Source organism: Arenimonas caeni (assembly GCF_003024235.1).
GTDB classification, from domain to species: Bacteria; Pseudomonadota; Gammaproteobacteria; order Xanthomonadales; family Xanthomonadaceae; genus Arenimonas; species Arenimonas caeni.
In genome coordinates this window covers 206,100-224,047 of the sequence record NZ_KZ679085.1, presented here as the reverse complement: position 1 = coordinate 224,047, position 17,948 = coordinate 206,100, and the positions used below count along the sequence as shown (strand labels likewise).

Here is a 17,948-nt window from a genome sequence, read left to right as displayed (position 1 = left end):
GGCCGGCGGCCGGGCTCAGTCCCCGGCCGTGACCTCGATGCCGCCCAAGTTCTCGTCGTCCAGGTCGATGGTGGCCTGCTCGAGCTCCTCGGGCGCGGCCTGCGACGGGCGCGGCTTGTAGCCGAACACGCCGGACAGCAGCTTCTCGCTCTCGGCATAGTCGGCGGCGTTGGCCGGGACGAACTGCGCCGTGCCCAGCTCGACCAGCACCTCGTAGGTGGCCTGGTCCTCGTGCAGCTTGAGCATGGCTTCGGCGACGGCCTCGCGGACGTCGGAGGGCACGGTGCCGGCGGCGCTCAGGGTGCGGCCGGTGAACTCGCGCGATTCGGACACCACCACCAGGTTCGGGTACAGCTGCGCGATGTAGTTGGGCACCATCGCCGCATCGGTCTCCTGCGAGAAGATCATCTCCACGCCGTCGCGCCAGCCCGAGGCCACCGACTTGATATCCGGCGAGGCGATCGGGTTGCGGTAGAGCTCGCCCAGCAGCAGGTTGCCCATGCTCGGCGCCGGCATGCTCACCACCGGACGGCCGATCAGGCCCGGGACGCCTTCCTCGGCGATCATGGCGTCGGCGAGCAGGGAATAGCGCGTCGGCTCGGCGGTTCGCACCAGCGGGGTGAAGCCCAGGCGGCCCATGCGGTAGCCGGTGAAGTGCTCCTCCTCGAAGGCGAAGTCCACCTTCATGCCGGCGCGCAGGTCGCGCCAGTACACGTGGTAGTTGGCCGAGGTCTTGAGCTTGAAGTTGTGGCCGGTGGCGGCCGAGAGGTAGTCGAGCAGGGGCTGGTAGATCTGCTGCGCCTGCGCGGGTCGGTAGTTTGGTTCCACCACGAGCGTGTAGTCGGCTGCCGAGGCGGTGGTCCCCGCCATCGCCAGCGCCAATGCCATCAGGCCTGTCTTGAGCTTCATTCGGTGTTCCTCCCTGTGTCGCGGGTATAACAGACAACGGGCCGGCGGCCAAGGACGTGGCGGGCAGTTCCGCGATCCTGCGTGGATCCGGAATCAACCAGGGGGTGCGGATGAGGCTTTTGGCAGGGGCGGGGCTGGCGATCAGCCTGGCGGTGGCCACGACGGCGTCGGCACTGGCGGCCGCCCCGCGGTGGCCGACCCTGGCGTTCGAGGTCCACGAAGGCAGCGGCAGCGCCGTGCCCGACGCGGCCGCGGACCTGGCCCGGCTCGCCGGCCGCGGCCTCGAGCCGCTGTCTCCGCAGCTCAAAGCCGAGATGGACGCCTACCTCACCGAAGTCGCCACCGAGTACCAGCGCATGGGCTTCCCGCCCCCCGCGCTCGAGCCCATCGTCACCCGTGCGGACGGCAGCCGCGCCTACCGGGTCCACTGGTATGCCTTCGGGGATCCTGGGCACTCCGGGCGAAACCCCGAGGACGTGGCGATCATGGGCTACCGCTGCCAGGGTGAGGGCGGGCGCCGGGAAATGCATTTGAACGCCCGGACCGAGGGGCCGAGAGGTCTGCGCAACCGCCTGGCCATCGCCACCGGCAACTCGCCGGGCATGCTCGACCAGCTCACCGACAAGGGCTATGCGGACCTGGCGCACGAGTTGTTCCATGCCGTGCAGCGCGGGACGGCCTACTTCGAGGCCAACTGCGAGCCCCCGATGTGGCTGTACGAGGGCACTGCCGAGGCGATCGGCCACGACATGGCCTGGCGCCTCAGGCGCGTGCGTACGCACCACGATCCGTTCAATCGGTGGGGTCTGCGCGCCTACCACGAGGCCTTCCACACCGGCCCGGACGCCAAGGCGGAGACGAGGACGCGGCTGGGCTACGGAAGCAGTTCGTTCTGGCGTTACCTGGCGGAGCTCGAGCGGGCCATGCAGTCGCCCGCCAGTCCGCCGCCGCGGCCCGGGCCCGGGCGCGTGGTCCGGAGGGATGCCTTCGACTACGGCTATCTGGTGCGCATGTTTTCCCAGGCGCCACGGCTCCGGGACGGCGGGCAGACGCTCGATTGGATCGACGGCTGGCTGCGCGCCGATCCGCGGCTGGCCACCCGTTTCGATCGTGTCTACGCCGACCTGGTGACCGTGATCGCCGAGTTCGGCCGGCATCGCGTCGACGGGGTGCTGCCGATCCCGCAGAGGCACGAGAACGTGCTGAAGGTGCTGTTCCAGGACTGTCCCGACGTCAGCCTGGCGGCGGCGCTGGGCGTGGACGTGAAGGTGGCGCTGGACCTGCCCGAAATCAGCGCCCGGTGCCTGCGCCTGCACCGCGACGACAGCCTGGCCGGCGTGCTGGCGGTGGACCTGCGTGCCGAGGTGAGTGCCGCGCAGGCCCGCGCGCTCTGGCTGGGCGAGGTCGGCCAGACCAGCGCGGTGGCGGCCACGGTGCACGACCATCCCAGCCACTCGGTGGCCAGCTGGGTGGTCCTGCTCGAGCCCGGGCAAAGCCGGGAAGTGGTCATCGCCAACGTCGCCCGGACGCCCTCGCAGTCGGGGCGCTCGAAGCCCACGATCCATGTCTCGGTGCCGGGCTGGCAGTGGACCGGCCCCGTGCCGCAGCCGGCCGGCATGCCGGCCCCGGCGCGCCGGCGCCCCCTGCCGGCGCCGGGTGGCGAGGACAGCGAAGCCGTCACGCACGGCCCCGGGACGGCGCAGCTGGTCCGCGAGACCGACCCCGGCGTGGACGCCGGCTGTCGCTGGCCGCACGCCGATGCCCGTACCCAATGCGGGCCGGTGATGAGCCTGGTGCTGCGCCGCCTGCCGCGCTGGCTGGCCCACCAGGCTCCCGGCCTGTCCGAGGCGCCGGCGGAGCAGGCCGGCCGCCTGGAATCCTTCGTCGCCTCCCGCGCCACCGACGCCCTGCGCAGCCTCGACGAGCAGGCGGTCCGGATCCGCATGCCGCAGCTCGAGCATGGTTTTACGGGCACGGTCGAGAACGTGCTGATCAGCGTGGCCGGCGAGGGCAGCGAGGCGGTGAGCCGCGGCCCGCACGACGTCGAGTCCGGCCGGCTGGCCTATTTCCCCGCCAGCGGCCGGGTGCACGTGGAGCAATACGATGCCCTCGTATTCCGCGGGCGTTTCGAGGGAGAGCTGGTGCAGCTGCCGCTGCCCAATGCCCATAGCGAGGACCGGCCCCGGCTGCCGGTGGTCGGGAAGGTCGAGGGGCGCTTCCTGGTGGGCCAGCCCTGGGCGGGCGACGACCGCTACACCGCCGTCGCGCCGGAGGCCGACGATGTGGCGATGGCCATCTCGGACCGGATGCCCGGCCCGCTTCGCGCCGGCCCGCAGCCGGGCGGCGCCGGGAGCCCGGGCGAGGCGGCCGCCGGTGCCTCGACAGGGGGCGGCCAGTGCGACTGCAGCTGCGCCGGCCACGCCCGGCTCATGCAGGAGCTGGGCGAGCTCGACCGCCAGCCGCCGGGGGGTGGCACGGACCCGGCGGTGGTGGCCAGGGCGATGTGTCTGCTGGAGTGCCAGGCGGCGTGGACCGCCTGCGCCGCGGACTGATCAGCGCGCCAGGCCGCCGAGCAGGGGTAGCCGGGACAGGGGCGTGGAGGCCACCAGCGTCTCTTCCGCCGGCAGTTCGGCGGGCAGCACTGCCAGCGCCTCCACGCGGCCATCGCCCGCGTCGGCGACGCAGACCAAGCGGCCGAGCTCGCGCCCGCCGTCGCCCAGCACCGGGGTGGACTCCGCCAGCGTTCCGGTGCCGGCCAGGCGCTGCAGCGTGCGCTTGGCCTGGCCCAGGTAATGGGTGCGCGCCACGATCTCCTGGCCGGGGTAGCAGCCCTTCTTCAGGCTGAAGGCGCCCAGGCGTTCGAGCGAAAGCATCTGCGGCGTCCAGGCCTCGCGCTGGCCGGGCGAAAGCCGGGGCAAGCCGTGGGCAAGGTCGGCCAGGCGCCAGGCGGCCGTGGTGGCCGGGTCGGCTGCGGCCAGCGACGGATGGCCGGCCGGCAGCAGCCAGAGCGTGCGCTGGCCGCCTTCGCCGGAAACGTCGAGCGCCAGCGCGCCGTCGTCGGCGCGGATGATGCGCGAGACATCATCGGTTTGCGCAAACGGGCCAGCGGCGGCGGCCAGGCCGGCGTCATCGCGCAGCACGAGCTTGCTGCGGAACAAGAATCGTTGCAGGTGCGCCTTCACCTCCGCGGCGTCCGCGTCGGGCGACACGAGCAGGAATGATTCCGGCCCGGTGCGAAGCAGTGCGAACAGGAAGATCACGCGTCCTTTCGGCGTCAGCAGGCCATTCCAGTGCCATCGGCCATCGTCGAGCGCGGCGACGTCGTTCATCGATTGCGACTGCAGGAATGCCGCCGCGTCGCGGCCTTCGACGGCAAGCAGGCCCACGCCGGGCAGGGCAGGGCAAGGGGCATTCACGCGGTTCGGCTTGAACGACATTGGCTGCGGGACTTAACATTGCCTGATGGCTAGCGAGCCTCGAATGATAGGCCAACCCACGGCTTCCCCCGAAGCGCCGCCCGGCGAGCCGGCGACGGCCCCGCCGGAAGCGCCGGCGGAAATCGGTGGCCGCGATGGCCCCGACCCCACGCGCTACGGCGACTGGGAAAAGAACGGCCGCTGCATCGACTTCTGAACATTCCGCCGACACCACTCCCGGCATCCTCCCAACCACATCGAGACGAGCGCAGCTCATGGCGACGCCAAAACGACCGCTGTCCCCCTTCATGCTGGGAAGCTACTACCGCATCCAGCTCACCAGCTTCGGCTCCCTGCTGCATCGCGCCACCGGCGTCGCGCTGGCCATCGGTTCGCTGGTGTTCGCCGGCTGGCTGGTGGCCGCGGCCTCGGGCGAGGCGGCCTTCGCGGCCTACAGCGCCGCGTTGGCTTCGCTGCCGGGCAAGGTGGCGCTGTTCGGCTTCTCGGCCTGTCTGGTCTACCACCTGCTCAACGGCATCCGCCATCTGGTCTGGGACGCCGGCCACGGCTACGAGATCCCCAAGGCCTATGCCAGCGGCTATGCCGTCATCACGCTGGCGATCATCTTCACCGCCGTGCTCTGGTACGTCGGCCTGACCGCCGGAGGTGCGGCATGAGCCTGCGCAATCCGCTCGCCCGCGCCAAGGGCCTGGGCTCGGCCAAGGACGGCACCACGCACTGGTGGCACCAGCGCCTGAGCGCCATCGCGCTGCTGCTGCTGACGCCCTGGTTCGTGATCCTGATGGTGGGCCTGATCGGCGACGACCTGGCCACCGTGCGCGCGACGCTGTCGCAGCCGCTCACCGCCATCCTGATGACCGCCTTCGTGCTGTCGCTGTTCTGGCACGCCCGCCTGGGCCTGCAGGTGGTCATCGAGGACTATCTGCATGGCGGCACCGAGCTGCTGATGCAGGTCATCGTCAAGTTCGCCTACGCCCTGGCCGCCATCGCCTCCCTGCTGGCCATCGGCCGGCTCTTCTTCCTTGCCTGAGAACGCCATGACGTCCGCCTACAAGATCCACGAGCACAAGTACGACATGGTCGTCGTCGGCGCCGGCGGCGCCGGCCTGCGCGCCACCTTCGGCCTGGCCCAGAAGGGCCTGCGCACCGCCTGCATCAGCAAGGTCTTCCCGACCCGCAGTCACACCGTTGCGGCGCAGGGCGGCATCTCGGCCGCGCTGGGCAACATGGGCGAGGACGACTGGCGCTTCCACTTCTACGACACCATCAAGGGCTCGGACTGGCTGGGCGACCAGGACGCCATCGAATACATGTGCCGCGAGGCCATCCCGGCCATCATCGAGCTCGAGCACCAAGGCGTGCCGTTCTCGCGCACCGAAGACGGCAAGATCTACCAGCGTCCCTTCGGCGGCATGACCACGCACTACGGCAAGGGCACCGCGCAGCGCACCTGCGCCGCCGCCGACCGCACCGGCCACGCCATCCTGCACACGCTCTACCAGCAGTCGCTGGCGCACTCGGCCGAGTTCTTCATCGAGTACTTCGCGCTCGACCTGATCATGGACGAAGAGGGCGCCTGCCGTGGCGTGCTCGCGCTCGACATGGCCAGCGGCGAGCTGCACCTGTTCCGCGCCCAGGGCACCGTGCTGGCCACCGGCGGCTACGGCCGCGCCTACTTCTCCGCCACCTCGGCCCACACCTGCACCGGCGACGGCGGCGGCATGGCGCTGCGTGCCGGCCTGCCGCTGCAGGACATGGAGTTCGTGCAGTTCCACCCGACCGGCATCTACGGCGCCGGCTGCCTGATCACCGAGGGCGTGCGCGGCGAAGGCGGCATCCTGCGCAACTCCAAGGGCGAGCGCTTCATGGAGCGCTATGCCCCGAACGCCAAGGACCTGGCCTCGCGCGACGTGGTGTCGCGCTCGATGACCATCGAGATCCGCGAAGGCCGCGGCGTGGGCCCGAAGGGCGACCACATCCACCTCGACCTGACCCACCTCAACCCGGCCGACATCCACGAGAAGCTGCCGGGCATCGCCGAGTCCGCCAAGATCTTCGCCGGCGTCGACGTCACCAAGCAGCCGATCCCGGTGCTGCCGACCGTGCACTACAACATGGGCGGCCTGCAGACCAACTACCACGGCGAAGTGGTCACGCTCAGGAACGGCAACCCCGACACCGTGGTGCCGGGCCTGTACGCCATCGGCGAGGCGGCCTGCGTGTCGGTGCACGGCGCCAACCGCCTGGGCTCGAACTCGCTGCTCGACCTGGTGGTGTTCGGCCGCGCCGTGGCCAACCGCTGCGCCGAGACCATCAAGCCGGGCGCGCCGCACAAGTCGCTGCCGGCCTCGGTCTGCGACAAGTCGCTGGCCAACCTCGACAAGCTCCGCCATGCCAGCGGCGGCACGCCGACGGCCCAGATCCGCGAGAACATGCAGCTGGTGATGCAGAACAACGCCGCGGTCTTCCGCACCGGCGAGACCCTGCTCGAGGGCGTGGGCAAGATCACCGAAGTGCACAAGAGCTTCGCCGACGTGCGCGTGTCCGACCGTTCGCTGGTCTGGAACTCCGACCTGATCGAGACGCTCGAGCTGCAGAACCTGCTCGGCCAGGCCGTGGCCACCATGGTCTCGGCCGAGAACCGCAAGGAGTCGCGCGGCGCCCATGCCCGCGAGGACTACGCCGAGCGCGACGACGTGAACTGGCACAAGCACACCCTGTGCTGGGTGGACGAGCAGGGCAACACCCGCATCGACTATCGCCCGGTCCACATGTACACGCTGAGCAACGACGTCGAAGTCGTCCCGCCCAAGGCCCGCACCTACTGAACCCTGGAACCCAGAACAATGGCTGAGTTCACCCTCCCGAAGAATTCCAAGGTCACCAAGGGCAAGCACTTCGCAGCCCCGGGCGCGAAGAACGTGCGCGTCTTCAAGGTCTACCGCTGGAACCCGGACGACAGCGCCAACCCCCGCACCGACACCTACGAGGTGGACATGGATGCGTGCGGGCCGATGGTTCTCGACGCGCTCATCAAGATCAAGAACGAGATCGACCCGACGCTCACCTTCCGCCGCTCCTGCCGCGAGGGCATCTGCGGTTCGTGCGCGATGAACATCGACGGCACCAACACGCTGGCCTGCACCAAGGCCATCGAGGACTGCGGCAAGAAGGAAGTGCCGATCTATCCGCTGCCGCACATGCCGGTCATCAAGGACCTGGTGCCGGACCTGACGCACTTCTACGCCCAGTACGCCTCGATCAAGCCCTGGCTGCGCACCCAGAGCGCGGCCCCGGCCAAGGAGCGCCTGCAGTCCAAGGAAGACCGCGCCAAGCTCGATGGCCTGTACGAGTGCATCCTGTGCGCCTGCTGCTCGACTTCCTGCCCGAGCTACTGGTGGAACGGCGACCGCTACCTGGGCCCCGCGATCCTGCTGCAGGCCTATCGCTGGATCATCGACAGCCGCGACGAGGACACCGGTGCGCGCCTGGACGACCTCGAGGATCCGTTCAAGCTCTACCGCTGCCACACCATCATGAACTGCGCCCGCACCTGCCCGAAGGGCCTGAACCCGGCGCGGGCGATCGGCGAGATCAAGAAGCTGATGCTGCAGCGTCGCGGCGCCTGAGCATGGGCGCCCGCGACCTGCTGCTGCCGGCCTTCGCGATGGCGGCGCTGACCCTCGTGGTCATGCTGCGCATGGGCTTCGAGCGGCTGGGCCAGCTGGCGCGCGGGCGCATCCATCCGCAGGCGGTGGCCACCTCGGCGCAGATGGCCGCGCAGGTGAAGGACACCCGCGCGGCCGACAATTTCCGTAACCTGTTCGAGCTGCCGGTGCTGTTCTACATGGCGCTGGTGGTGGGCGTGCTCACCGACCAGGCGGGCGCGCTGACCGTGGGCCTGGCCTGGGCCTTCGTCGTCCTGCGCGTGCTGCACAGCGCCATCCACTGCGGCTACAACAAGGTCCGGCACCGCTTCCTGGTTTACCTGCTGGGCGCGCTGGTGCTGTGGGTTCTCTGGGGCGTGCTGCTGGCGGGCCTGTGGTGAGCGACGACGCCGAAGTCAAGCGGCTGCGCTGGCGCTGCCGGCGCGGCATGCGCGAGTTGGACCAGCTGATGCTGCGTTATCTCGACGGCCGCTGGCCGGCGGCGGACGAGGCCGAACGCGCACAATTCCTAAGGCTGCTCGACACCGAGGACGATAAGCTCTGGCGCTGGTTCATGGGCCACGAGCGCCCGGAGGACAGCGACCTTGCCTCGATCGTCCGCGTCATCCTCGACCTGCCGGTTTGACTGGCGTCCCTCTCGCTGGCAGCTCGCCGCGCTGTGTGCGCTGGCGCCGCTGGCGGCCGGCTCGGTGATGGCCAGCGGCCTGCCCGCGGGCTGGCGCCTGCTGCTGGCCGCGGTCGCCCTGCTGGCGGGGCTGACCCAGGCCTGGCGCGAGTGGCGCCGGCCGCCGCTGCAGCTGGCCTGGGCGCACGACGGCCTGTGGCTGGCCGACGGGCAGGGCAGGGTGCGGCACGTGGCCCGCCCGCTGTTGCGCGAGCAGGGCCCGCTGCTGGTCCTTTCCGGTCGCGACGCCGCCGGCCGCCACTGGCGTGCGGCATGGTGGCCCGATACCCTGCCGCGTCCGCTTCGCCGCCAGCTGCGCCTGCGTTCCGCCGTCAGCCCGCGTTCGGCCATCCACCTTCCTTCCATGGCAGCCTAGGGGCCCATGCTCGCCAACCTTCCCATCGCCATCGGCCTGCGCTACCTGCGCGCAAAGCGCCGCAACGGCTTCATCTCCTTCCTCTCGCTGGCCTCAATCCTGGGCATTTCGCTGGGCGTGCTGGTGCTCATCACCACCATCTCGGTCATGAGTGGTTTCCAGCACGAGCTGCGCGAGCGCATCCTGGGCATGGTGGCGCACGCCACCGTCTCGGGCATCGGCGGTCCGCTGCGCGACTGGCCGACGGCGGTGGCCGCGGCCGACGCCGACCCGCGCGTACTCGGCGCCGCGCCCTATACCGAGACCGAGTCGCTGCTGCAGGGCCGCGCCCGCCGCGGCGCCATCGTGCGCGGCGTGCTGCCGGCGCTCGAGCCCCGGGTGTCGGAGCTCGCCGACAAGATGGTGCAGGGCTCGCTCGACGACCTGCAGGCCGGCGAGTACCGGATCATCCTCGGGCGCGAGCTCTCGCTGGTGCTCGGCTCCGGCGTGGGCGACTCGGTCAACGTCTACATCTCCGAATCCTCGGTCACCCCGCTCGGGGCGATGCCGCGCGCGCGGCGCTTCGAGGTGGTCGGCATCTTCGAGGCCGGCGCCCAGGAATACGACCTGGGCATGGCCCTGGTGCACCTGGAGGACGCCCAGCGCCTGGGGCGCATGGGCGACGGCGTCACCGGCGTGCGCCTGAAGCTCGAGGATCTCTGGGAGGCCTACCCGGTGGCCCGCGACCTGTCCGACCAGCTCGGCGGCGGCTACCGCGTGCGCGACTGGATGCGCGACAACGCCAACTTCTTCCGCGCGCTGAAGATGGAAAAGACGGTGATGTTCATCCTGCTCTCGCTGGTGATCGCCATCGCCGCCTTCGGCCTGGTGTCCTCGCTGGTGATGCTGGTGCAGGACAAGCAGTCGGACATCGCGGTGCTGCGCACCCTGGGCATGTCGCCCGGCGCCGTGATGCGGGTGTTCGTGGTGCAGGGCCTGGTGATCGGCGTGGTCGGCATCGCGGTGGGCGTGGGCGTCGGCGTGCCGCTGGCCGCCAACCTGTCCCATGTCGTGCACTTCATCGAGCGCCTGGCCGGCGCCGAACTCATGCCGGCCGACGTCTATTACATCTCGGGCGTGCCAACCCTGGTGGACCCGTCCGACGTGGCCATGGTGGCCGCGGTGGCCTTCGTGATGTGCCTGCTGGCCACCCTCTACCCGGCCTGGCGCGCCTCGCGCGTCGATCCCGCCACGGCGCTGCGCTATGAGTGAGCCCATGCAAGACGACGTCGTCATCCGCTGCACCGACCTGGGCAAGACCTATGTCGAGGGCAAGCTGCGCACGCCGGTGTTCGACGGCCTGCAACTGGCCGTGCGGCGCGGCGAGACCGTGGCCATCGTCGGTGCCTCGGGCACCGGCAAGAGCACGCTGCTGCACCTGCTCGGCGGCCTCGACCACGCCACCCACGGCGAAGTGGAGGTCGCGGGGCAGCGGCTGTCGGCGCTGGGCGAGCGCGCCCGGGGCGAGCTGCGCAACCGGGCCCTGGGCTTCGTCTATCAGTTCCACCACCTGCTGCCCGAGTTCACCGCGCTCGAGAACGTGATGATGCCGCTGCTGGTGCGCGGCGAGCGCCCGGCGGCGGCGGCGGTGCCCGCGCGCGAGCTGCTCGAGCGCGTGGGCCTGGGCCATCGCCTGGGCCACAAGCCCGGCGAACTGTCCGGCGGCGAGCGCCAGCGCGCGGCGGTGGCAAGGGCGCTGGTGACGCGCCCGGCCTGCGTGCTGGGCGACGAACCGACCGGCAACCTCGATGAAAAGACCGCCGCCAGCGTCTTCGACCTGCTGCTCGAGCTCAACCGCAGCCTCGGTACCGCGCTGGTGATGGTGACCCACGATCGCCGCCTGGCGCGGCGACTGGATCGGACCCTGGAACTGACGCAGGGACAACTCCGGCCGCTTACCGGGGACTGAGTGCCGCGCCGGCCGGCGCCGGACCCCTTCGGTCCCGCGGTGGCCGCCTCGCTGCTGGCCGGCTGCCTGTGGGCGCAGGGGCTGGCCAGCCTGCCCGGGCCGTCGGCCTGGCTGGGCTGGTGGCTCGCCGGCCTCGCACTGTGGTGGCCGGCGACGGCATGGCGCCCGCTGGGCGCCTTCCTTCTCGGGCTGGCGCTGGCCTGCGGGCATGGCGCGTACTCGCTCTCGCGGCAGCTGCCGCCGGCGCTTTCCGGCAGCGTGCTGCTCGTCGAGGGCCGTGTGTCCGGCCTGCCGGTGCGCACGGAGGACCGCCAGCGTTTCGAGTTCCGCGTCGAGCGCGGCGAGGGTCCGGCCGCTGTCCTTGCCGGCCGGCGCCTGCAGCTGGCCTGGTTCGATACGCCCGGGCAGGCGGCACCCGACCTCGCGCCCGGCAGCCGCTGGCGCCTGCCGGTGAAACTGCGCCCGCCCCGGGGCGTGGTGAATCCCGGCGGCTTCGACTTCGAACGCCGTGCGCTGGAGCGCCGCCTCGCCGCCACCGGCCACGTCGCCGACCCGGCCGGCGCCCGGGCGCTGGCGGGCGCCGCCGGCCTGGATGCGCTCCGCGGGCGCCTGTCGGATGCGATCGGGGCGGCCGTGCCCGGGCCGGGCGCGCGCTTCGTGCAGGCCCTGGCCCTGGGCGACACCCGCGGGCTCGACGACCGCGACTGGGAGATCCTGCGCGCCACCGGCCTGACCCACCTGATCGCCATCTCGGGCTTCCATGTCGGCCTGGTGGCCGGCTTCGGCACGCTGCTCGCCCGGCTGGCCTGGCGGGTGCTGCCCGGGCTGGGCCGGCGCTGGCCCCGGCCGCTGGGCGTGGCCGCCATGGCCCTGCTGGCGGCGCTGGCCTATACCGCGCTGGCCGGGTTCGCGCTGCCCACGGTGCGCACCGCGCTGATGATCGGCGCGGTGGCGCTGGCCCGGCTGCTGCGCCGCCCGCAGGGCACGGCCACGTCCCTGGCCCTGGCCACGATCGCCGTGCTGCTGGTCGATCCACTGTCGGTGCTGGCGCCGGGCTTCTGGCTCAGTTACCTGGGCGTGGCCTGGCTGCTGTGGTGCCTGCCCGCCGGCCCGGGGCAGGGCTGGCTGCGGCCCTACCTGGGCGCCCAGGGCGTGGCCATGCTGGGGCTGCTGCCGATCGGCGCCTGGTTCTTCGCCCAGGTTTCGCTGCCCGGGCCGCTGGTGAACCTGGTGGGCATCCCGTGGATCAGCCTGGGCGTGGTGCCGCTGGCCCTGCTCGGGCTGGGCCTGCATCCGGCCTGGCCGGAGGCGGCGGCCCTGGCCTGGCGCGCCGCGGCGACGCTGATGGACTGGCTCTGGCGCGGCCTGGAGGCGGTGGCGGCGTGGCCAGGCTCGCTGGCCTGGCTGCCCGAACCGACGCTGCCGGCGGTGGCGCTGGCCCTGGCGGGCGTGTTCTGGCTGCTGCTGCCCCGCGCCGTCGCGGGCAAGGCGCTGGCCTGCCTGTTGCTGCTGCCGCTGCTCTGGCCGGTCGGGCGACGCCCGGCCCAGGGCGAGGCGGAACTGTGGCTGCTGGACGTCGGCCAGGGCCTGTCGATGCTGGTGCTCACCGAGAACCACGCCCTGCTGTTCGACGCCGGGCCGGCGCCGCCGCGCGGCATGGATTTCGGCGAGGCGGCCGTGCTGCCGGCCCTGCGTGCGCTGGGCGTGGCGCGCCTGGACGGGCTGGTCGCCAGCCACGGTGACAACGACCACGCCGGCGGCGTGCCCGCCGTGCTGGCGGCGCTGCCGGCCGGCGAGCGCTGGGGTCCGCGCGGCTGGGCACCGCCAGGCTGGCGCGCGTGCGAAGCCGGGCAGGGCTGGCAGTGGGACGGTGTGCGCTTCACCTGGCTGCACCCGACGCCGTTCTTTCCCTACCTGCGCAACGACAGCAGCTGCGTACTGCGCATCGAGGCCGGCGGCGCCAGCGCGCTGCTGCCCGGCGACATCGGCCGCCACGTCGAGGCGCGGCTGGCGAAGTTGCCCGCGGCGCAGCTGCGCAGCGAACTGCTGGTGGTGCCGCACCACGGCTCCGACACGTCCTCGAGCCTGGACTTCCTGGCCGCCGTGCGGCCGCGCCTGGCCCTGCTGCCGGTCGGGCACGACAACCGCTTCGGGCTGCCCCGGCCGATCGTGCTGGCGCGCTACGAACGCTACGGCGCGCCGGTGCTCGACAGCGCCGGCAGCGGCGCCATCCGGCTGCGCCTGGGCGCCGGCGGCGTGCAGGTGCTCGAGCGCCTGCGCCCGGACCGCCCGCGCTACTGGCGCCATGCCCCCGTGGGCGTCACAGGCTATGCTATCGGCGGTCCCCCGACGACGAAGGTGATGCGTGCTGGAACTGATCAAGGCAGGCGGCTGGGTGATGGCGCCGATCGTGGCGCTGGCGATCCTGGCGCTGGCCATCATCCTGGAGCGGTTCTGGAGCCTGCGGCGCAAGGAAGTGCTGCCGCCGGGCCTGGGCGAGGAGGTCCGTGACTGGGCCCGCGGCCGCGAACTCGACCCCAAGCACATCGACATCCTGCGCCAGAACTCCCCGCTGGGCGAGCTGCTGGCCGCCGGCCTGGACGTGCGGCACCGCCCGCGAGAGATCATCAAGGAGCGCATCGAGGACATCGGCCGGCACGTGGCCCACCGGCTCGAGCGCTTCCTCAACACCCTGGGCACGATCGCCGCGGTGGCGCCGCTGCTGGGCCTGCTCGGCACCGTGTTCGGCATGATCGAAATGTTCCTCGACATCCTCACCGTCGGCGTCGGCGATGCCAACCGGCTGGCCGGCGGCATCGGCCAGGCCCTGATCACCACGGCGGCCGGCCTGTGCGTGGCGATCCCGGCGGTGATGTTCCATCGCTACCTGCGCGGCCGCGTCACCGAGTACGTGGTGGACATGGAAAAGCAGGCCATCGCCCTGCTCGACGCGCTCGACGAGGCGCCTTCGGCGACGCCGGGCAAGCCGCCGCGCGCCACCAAGCGGAGCGCCACGTGAGGCTGAGTTCGGGTCGGGTGCCGGACGAGCCGGAGATCAGCCTCGTCTCGCTGATCGACGTGGTGTTCTGCCTGATCATCTTCCTGGTCGTCACCACCACCTTCGAGCACCGATCGGCGCTGCGCATCGTGCTGCCGGCCACCGACAGCCGCGCCGAGGTCCAGCTCGAGCAGCCGATGACGGTGCTGATCGACGCCGACGGCCGCGTCTACATCGGCGAGAACGAAGTGCTCAAGACCGACCCGGCCTCGCTGCGCGCGGCCCTTTCCCAGGCGGCCGGCGGCAACCGCGAGCGCCAGGTGGTGGTGCGGGCCGACGCCCGTTCGCGCACCCAGAGCCTGGTGACGGTGATGGACTCCCTGGGCCAGCTCGGCTTCACCCGCATCCACCTCGCCACCGCGCCCGAGGCCAGGCCTTGAGCACCGAAACCGCGGCCTGGACCGTCTACCGGCGGCTGCTGGCGCGTGCCCGGCGCTACTGGGTGCTGCTCACGGCGGCCGCCCTGGGCATGGTCTTCGAGGCCGGGGCGGCGGCGGCCTTCACCTGGATGATGAAGCCGATGGTCGACGAGACCTTCGTCGCCCAGAACGCCGACATGCGCCTGTCCATCCCGCTGGCGATCATCGCGCTGTTCGTGCTGCGCGGCGTGGCCACGTTCGCCACCGACTTCGGCATGGCCCGCACCGGCCGCAGCGTCGTGCGCGACCTGCGCCAGGACATCCTGTCCAAGTACCTGCGCCTGCCGAGCGCGCGCTTCGACCGCGAGGCCGTGCCGGCGATGGTTTCGCGCCTGAACTACGACACCGAGCAGGTCACCCAGGCCAGCTCGGACGCGCTCAAGGTCATCCTCACCGACACGCTGACGATCATCGCGCTGCTGGGCGTGATGCTCTGGTACAGCCCGCGCGTGACCCTGGTGATGCTGGTGCTGGCGCCGCTGATCGCCGGCATTTCCACGGTGGTGGGGCGGCGCTACCGCCGCATCAACCGCGGCATCCAGGACGGCGTGGCCTCGATGGCCCAGGTCGCCGAGCAGGCGCTGTCGGCCCAGCAGGAAGTGAAGATCTACGGCGCGCAGGACTCGGAGCAGGCGCGCTACCGCTCGCTGATCGACCGCAACCTCGGCCTGGGCGTGAAGGTCGAGGCCACCCGCGCGCTGGCTTCGTCGGTGGTGCAGGTGCTGGCGGCGACGGGCCTGGCGGTGATCCTGCTGGTGGCCGGCCACGAAGCCGCGCAGGGCCGCATGACCGCCGGCAGTTTCGTGGCCCTGCTCACCGCGATGATGGCCATGCTGCCTTCGCTCAAGCGCATCACCAACGTGCAGAGCCTGGTGCAGCGCGGCGTGGCCGCGGCCGACCGCCTGTTCGCCATCCTCGACGAGCCCGACGAAGCCGACACCGGCACGCGGCCGCTGCAGCGGGCCCGGGGCGAGATCGGCTTCCGCGACGTCTCGGTCACCTACCCGGGGCAGGAGCGCGCGGCGCTCGAGGGCATCAGCTTCACCGCCGCACCGGGCACCGTCACCGCCATCGTCGGCCGCTCCGGCAGCGGCAAGTCCACGCTCATCCGCCTGCTGCCGCGCTTCTACGAAGCCAGCGCCGGCCAGGTGCTGCTCGACGGCCACCCGGTGGGCGACTACCGGCTGGCGGACCTGCGCCAGCAGGTGGCCATGGTTGGCCAGCGGGTGATGCTGTTCGACGACACGGTCGAGGCCAACATCGCCTACGGCACCCAGGCCGGCGCCGACCCGGCGAGGGTGCGCGCCGCCGCGGCCGCCGCCAACGCGCTGGAGTTCATCGAGCGCCTTCCCGGCGGCATGCAGGCGCGCATCGGCGAGAACGGCGGCCTGCTCTCGGGTGGCCAGCGCCAGCGCCTGGCGATCGCCCGCGCCATCCTCAAGGACGCACCGATCCTGATCCTCGACGAAGCCACCGCCGCGCTCGATACCGAATCCGAACGGCTGGTGCAGGACGCGCTCGAGCGGCTGATCCCCGACCGCACCACCCTGGTGATCGCCCACCGCCTGTCCACCGTCGAGCACGCCGACCAGGTGCTGGTGCTCGACAACGGCCGGCTGGTGGAGCAGGGCACCCATGCCCAGCTGCTGGCGCGGGGCGGCCTGTACGCGCACCTGCACCGCATGCAGTTCCGCGAGCCGGAGGCCGGGTGAAGGCCGCGCTGGAAGCCTGGCTGCTGCGGCGCTGGTACGGCGGCGTGGCGCCGGGCCCCGGCCTGCGTGCGCTGTCGCTGCTCTACCGCGGCCTGCGCGCCGTGCACGGGCTGCCGTGGCGGTTGGGCCTGTGCCGCCCGCGGAGGGTGGGCGCGCCCGTGCTGGTGGTGGGCAACCTGGTGGCCGGCGGCACCGGCAAGACGCCGCTGGTGATCGCCCTGGCCACCGAGCTGGCGCGCCGCGGCTGGAAGCCCGGCATCGTCAGCCGCGGCTACGGCCGGGCCTCGCGCGACGACCTGGACGTATCGCCGGACACCCCGTGCGGGCAATGCGGCGACGAACCGTTGCTGATCGCCCGCCAGACCCGCCTGCCGGTGCGCGTGGCCCGCGACCGGGCCGCCGCCGCCGAAGCCCTGGTGGCCCGCGGCTGCGACCTGGTGATCGCCGACGACGGCCTGCAGCACCGGCGCCTGCACCGCGACCTCGAGCTTGAAGTGCTCGACGGCGAGCGCCGCCACGGCAACGGCCGGCTTCTGCCGGCCGGGCCGATGCGCGAGCCGGCCACGCGGACGGTCGATTTCCGCGTAGTCAACGGCGGCCAGGCCGGCGAGGGCGAATGGCCGATGCGGCTGGTGCCCGGCGACGCCGTGCCGCTGGGCCCGGGCGCGCCGCGCCCGCTCGGCGCTTTTGCGCCCGGCCCGGTGCATGCCATCGCCGGCATCGGCAACCCGGGCCGGTTCTTCGACACGCTGCGCGCCGCCGGGCTGCAGGTGCACGAACATCCGTTTCCGGACCACCATGGTTTCAGCCCGGCCGAGCTCGGGTTCACGCCGCCGCTGCCCCGGCTGATGACCAGCAAGGACGCCGTCAAATGCACCGGCTTCGACCTGGCCGATGCCTGGGAGGTGCCGGTGCGGGCCGGACTGCCCGACGCCTTCTTCGACGCCGTCGCCGACCGCCTTCGCCAAGGGACCCCCACGCCATGACCGCGCCCGAGTTCATCGTCGCCATTCCCGCCCGCTACGGCGCCTCGCGCCTGCCGGGCAAGCCGCTTCGCCTGATCGCCGGCGAGCCCATGGTCGTGCACGTGGCGCGGCGCGCCCTGGCCGCCGGCGCCCGCGAAGTGGTGGTGGCCACCGACGACGTGCGCATTGCCGACGCCCTGGCCGGCCAGCCGCTGCGCGTCTGCCTGACCCGCGCCGACCACGCCTCCGGCACCGACCGCCTGGCCGAATGCGCCGACCAGCTTGGCTGGGCCGACGATGCGATCGTGGTGAACCTGCAGGGCGACGAGCCCTTCGCGCCGCCCGAGGGCATCCGCGCCGTGGCCGCGCTGCTGGCCGACGGCCGCGCCGCCATGGCCACCCTGGCGACGCCGGTCGAGGATGCCGAGGCGCTGTTCGACCCGAACGTGGTCAAGCTGGTGCGCGACGCCACCGGCCTGGCCCTGTATTTCAGCCGCGCGCCGATACCCTGGCAGCGCGACCGTTTCGCCCGCGACCGCACCGGGCCGGTGGCGGGGCAGGCGCTGCGGCACATCGGCATCTATGCCTACCGTGCCGGCTTCCTGCGCGAGTTCACGCGGCTGCCACCGGGGCAGTTGGAACAGTGGGAAGCGCTCGAGCAGCTGCGCGTGCTCGAGGCCGGCCATCGCATCGCCGTGGGCCTGACGCCGGTGCCGTTCCCGCCGGGCGTGGACACCGAGGCCGACCTGGCCCGGGCGAATGTACGCGCCGAGCAAGATAATTAACTTCAAG

19 protein-coding genes are annotated in these 17,948 nt (G+C 72.0%); 17 read left to right on the top strand and 2 right to left on the bottom strand.

Going from position 1 to position 17,948, the window contains the following annotated elements; genetic code table 11:
- Positions 1-15 precede the first annotated feature (15 nt).
- Positions 16-909, bottom strand: coding sequence for a phosphate/phosphite/phosphonate ABC transporter substrate-binding protein (locus tag C6N40_RS03765; RefSeq protein ID WP_106989657.1), 894 nt, complete (start codon positions 907-909; stop codon positions 16-18).
- Between the two features lie 110 nt (positions 910-1,019).
- Here C6N40_RS03765 and C6N40_RS03760 point away from each other — a divergent pair, with 110 nt between their 5' ends.
- The gene (locus C6N40_RS03760) at positions 1,020-3,461 is read left to right on the top strand and encodes a hypothetical protein (RefSeq protein WP_106989656.1); all 2,442 of its coding nucleotides are present in this window, start codon (positions 1,020-1,022) and stop codon (positions 3,459-3,461) included.
- Here C6N40_RS03760 and ygfZ read toward each other — a convergent pair whose 3' ends face one another.
- Positions 3,462-4,325, bottom strand: a complete 864-nt coding sequence (gene ygfZ / locus C6N40_RS03755; protein ID WP_162782064.1) for a CAF17-like 4Fe-4S cluster assembly/insertion protein YgfZ — start codon at positions 4,323-4,325, stop codon at positions 3,462-3,464. It lies immediately after the preceding gene.
- A 64-nt stretch (positions 4,326-4,389) separates the two neighbouring features.
- On the opposite strand from ygfZ, the gene C6N40_RS14395 reads away from it, so the two are divergent.
- The 16 genes from C6N40_RS14395 to kdsB are packed head-to-tail and all read left to right on the top strand — an operon-like array spanning position 4,390 to position 17,941.
- Entirely contained in the window at positions 4,390-4,542 is a 153-nt protein-coding gene (locus C6N40_RS14395; RefSeq protein WP_240183441.1) for a DUF1674 domain-containing protein, read from the top strand.
- Positions 4,481-5,002 carry a succinate dehydrogenase, cytochrome b556 subunit gene (gene sdhC / locus C6N40_RS03745; RefSeq protein ID WP_338024583.1) on the top strand — a complete coding sequence of 174 codons (522 nt, stop codon included), beginning with the start codon at positions 4,481-4,483 and terminating at the stop codon, positions 5,000-5,002. Before C6N40_RS14395 ends, sdhC begins: the two co-directional genes overlap by 62 nt.
- Complete coding sequence (gene sdhD / locus C6N40_RS03740; protein WP_106989653.1) at positions 4,999-5,376, top strand: succinate dehydrogenase, hydrophobic membrane anchor protein; 378 nt, start codon at positions 4,999-5,001, stop codon at positions 5,374-5,376. Before sdhC ends, sdhD begins: the two co-directional genes overlap by 4 nt.
- A 7-nt stretch (positions 5,377-5,383) precedes the next feature.
- Entirely contained in the window at positions 5,384-7,174 is a 1,791-nt protein-coding gene (gene sdhA, locus C6N40_RS03735) for a succinate dehydrogenase flavoprotein subunit (RefSeq protein WP_106989652.1), read from the top strand.
- A gap of 18 nt (positions 7,175-7,192) precedes the next feature.
- Positions 7,193-7,975, top strand: coding sequence for a succinate dehydrogenase iron-sulfur subunit (locus C6N40_RS03730; protein WP_106989651.1), 783 nt, complete (start codon positions 7,193-7,195; stop codon positions 7,973-7,975).
- Positions 7,976-7,977: 2 nt separating this feature from the next.
- Entirely contained in the window at positions 7,978-8,394 is a 417-nt protein-coding gene (locus tag C6N40_RS03725) for an MAPEG family protein (protein ID WP_106989650.1), read from the top strand.
- Positions 8,391-8,639, top strand: coding sequence for an FAD assembly factor SdhE (locus C6N40_RS03720; RefSeq protein WP_106989746.1), 249 nt, complete (start codon positions 8,391-8,393; stop codon positions 8,637-8,639). The genes C6N40_RS03725 and C6N40_RS03720 overlap by 4 nt, the downstream gene beginning before the upstream one ends.
- Entirely contained in the window at positions 8,599-9,054 is a 456-nt protein-coding gene (locus C6N40_RS03715) for a hypothetical protein (protein ID WP_106989649.1), read from the top strand. Before C6N40_RS03720 ends, C6N40_RS03715 begins: the two co-directional genes overlap by 41 nt.
- Before the next feature lie 6 nt (positions 9,055-9,060).
- Complete coding sequence (locus tag C6N40_RS03710; RefSeq protein WP_106989648.1) at positions 9,061-10,305, top strand: lipoprotein-releasing ABC transporter permease subunit; 1,245 nt, start codon at positions 9,061-9,063, stop codon at positions 10,303-10,305.
- Positions 10,298-11,002: a lipoprotein-releasing ABC transporter ATP-binding protein LolD gene (gene lolD / locus C6N40_RS03705; RefSeq protein ID WP_106989647.1), complete on the top strand. Its 705-nt coding sequence runs from the start codon at positions 10,298-10,300 to the stop codon at positions 11,000-11,002. The genes C6N40_RS03710 and lolD overlap by 8 nt, the downstream gene beginning before the upstream one ends.
- Positions 11,003-13,513 (top strand): DNA internalization-related competence protein ComEC/Rec2, encoded by a 2,511-nt coding sequence (locus C6N40_RS03700; RefSeq protein ID WP_106989646.1) that lies wholly within the window; start codon positions 11,003-11,005, stop codon positions 13,511-13,513.
- Complete coding sequence (locus C6N40_RS03695; RefSeq protein WP_106989645.1) at positions 13,401-14,021, top strand: MotA/TolQ/ExbB proton channel family protein; 621 nt, start codon at positions 13,401-13,403, stop codon at positions 14,019-14,021. Before C6N40_RS03700 ends, C6N40_RS03695 begins: the two co-directional genes overlap by 113 nt.
- On the top strand, positions 14,018-14,440 hold the full coding sequence (locus C6N40_RS03690) for an ExbD/TolR family protein (RefSeq protein ID WP_106989644.1): 423 nt from the start codon (positions 14,018-14,020) through the stop codon (positions 14,438-14,440). Before C6N40_RS03695 ends, C6N40_RS03690 begins: the two co-directional genes overlap by 4 nt.
- The gene (msbA, locus tag C6N40_RS03685; RefSeq protein WP_106989643.1) at positions 14,437-16,191 is read left to right on the top strand and encodes a lipid A export permease/ATP-binding protein MsbA; all 1,755 of its coding nucleotides are present in this window, start codon (positions 14,437-14,439) and stop codon (positions 16,189-16,191) included. The genes C6N40_RS03690 and msbA overlap by 4 nt, the downstream gene beginning before the upstream one ends.
- On the top strand, positions 16,188-17,177 hold the full coding sequence (lpxK, locus tag C6N40_RS03680) for a tetraacyldisaccharide 4'-kinase (protein ID WP_240183440.1): 990 nt from the start codon (positions 16,188-16,190) through the stop codon (positions 17,175-17,177). The genes msbA and lpxK overlap by 4 nt, the downstream gene beginning before the upstream one ends.
- Positions 17,174-17,941: a 3-deoxy-manno-octulosonate cytidylyltransferase gene (kdsB, locus tag C6N40_RS03675; protein WP_106989642.1), complete on the top strand. Its 768-nt coding sequence runs from the start codon at positions 17,174-17,176 to the stop codon at positions 17,939-17,941. The genes lpxK and kdsB overlap by 4 nt, the downstream gene beginning before the upstream one ends.
- Positions 17,942-17,948 lie beyond the last annotated feature (7 nt).

Bases quoted from the DNA above. Each gene is read 5' to 3' on its own strand.
- C6N40_RS03765 (WP_106989657.1), bottom strand. From the start codon at position 909: ATGAAGCTCAAGACAGGCCTGATGGCATTGGCGCTGGCGATGGCGGGG.
- C6N40_RS03760 (WP_106989656.1), top strand. From the start codon at position 1,020: ATGAGGCTTTTGGCAGGGGCGGGGCTGGCGATCAGCCTGGCGGTGGCC.
- C6N40_RS14395 (WP_240183441.1), top strand. From the start codon at position 4,390: ATGATAGGCCAACCCACGGCTTCCCCCGAAGCGCCGCCCGGCGAGCCG.
- sdhC (WP_338024583.1), top strand. From the start codon at position 4,481: ATGGCCCCGACCCCACGCGCTACGGCGACTGGGAAAAGAACGGCCGCT.
- sdhD (WP_106989653.1), top strand. From the start codon at position 4,999: ATGAGCCTGCGCAATCCGCTCGCCCGCGCCAAGGGCCTGGGCTCGGCC.
- sdhA (WP_106989652.1), top strand. From the start codon at position 5,384: ATGACGTCCGCCTACAAGATCCACGAGCACAAGTACGACATGGTCGTC.
- C6N40_RS03730 (WP_106989651.1), top strand. From the start codon at position 7,193: ATGGCTGAGTTCACCCTCCCGAAGAATTCCAAGGTCACCAAGGGCAAG.
- C6N40_RS03725 (WP_106989650.1), top strand. From the start codon at position 7,978: ATGGGCGCCCGCGACCTGCTGCTGCCGGCCTTCGCGATGGCGGCGCTG.
- C6N40_RS03710 (WP_106989648.1), top strand. From the start codon at position 9,061: ATGCTCGCCAACCTTCCCATCGCCATCGGCCTGCGCTACCTGCGCGCA.
- lolD (WP_106989647.1), top strand. From the start codon at position 10,298: ATGAGTGAGCCCATGCAAGACGACGTCGTCATCCGCTGCACCGACCTG.
- C6N40_RS03695 (WP_106989645.1), top strand. From the start codon at position 13,401: ATGGCGCCGATCGTGGCGCTGGCGATCCTGGCGCTGGCCATCATCCTG.
- kdsB (WP_106989642.1), top strand. From the start codon at position 17,174: ATGACCGCGCCCGAGTTCATCGTCGCCATTCCCGCCCGCTACGGCGCC.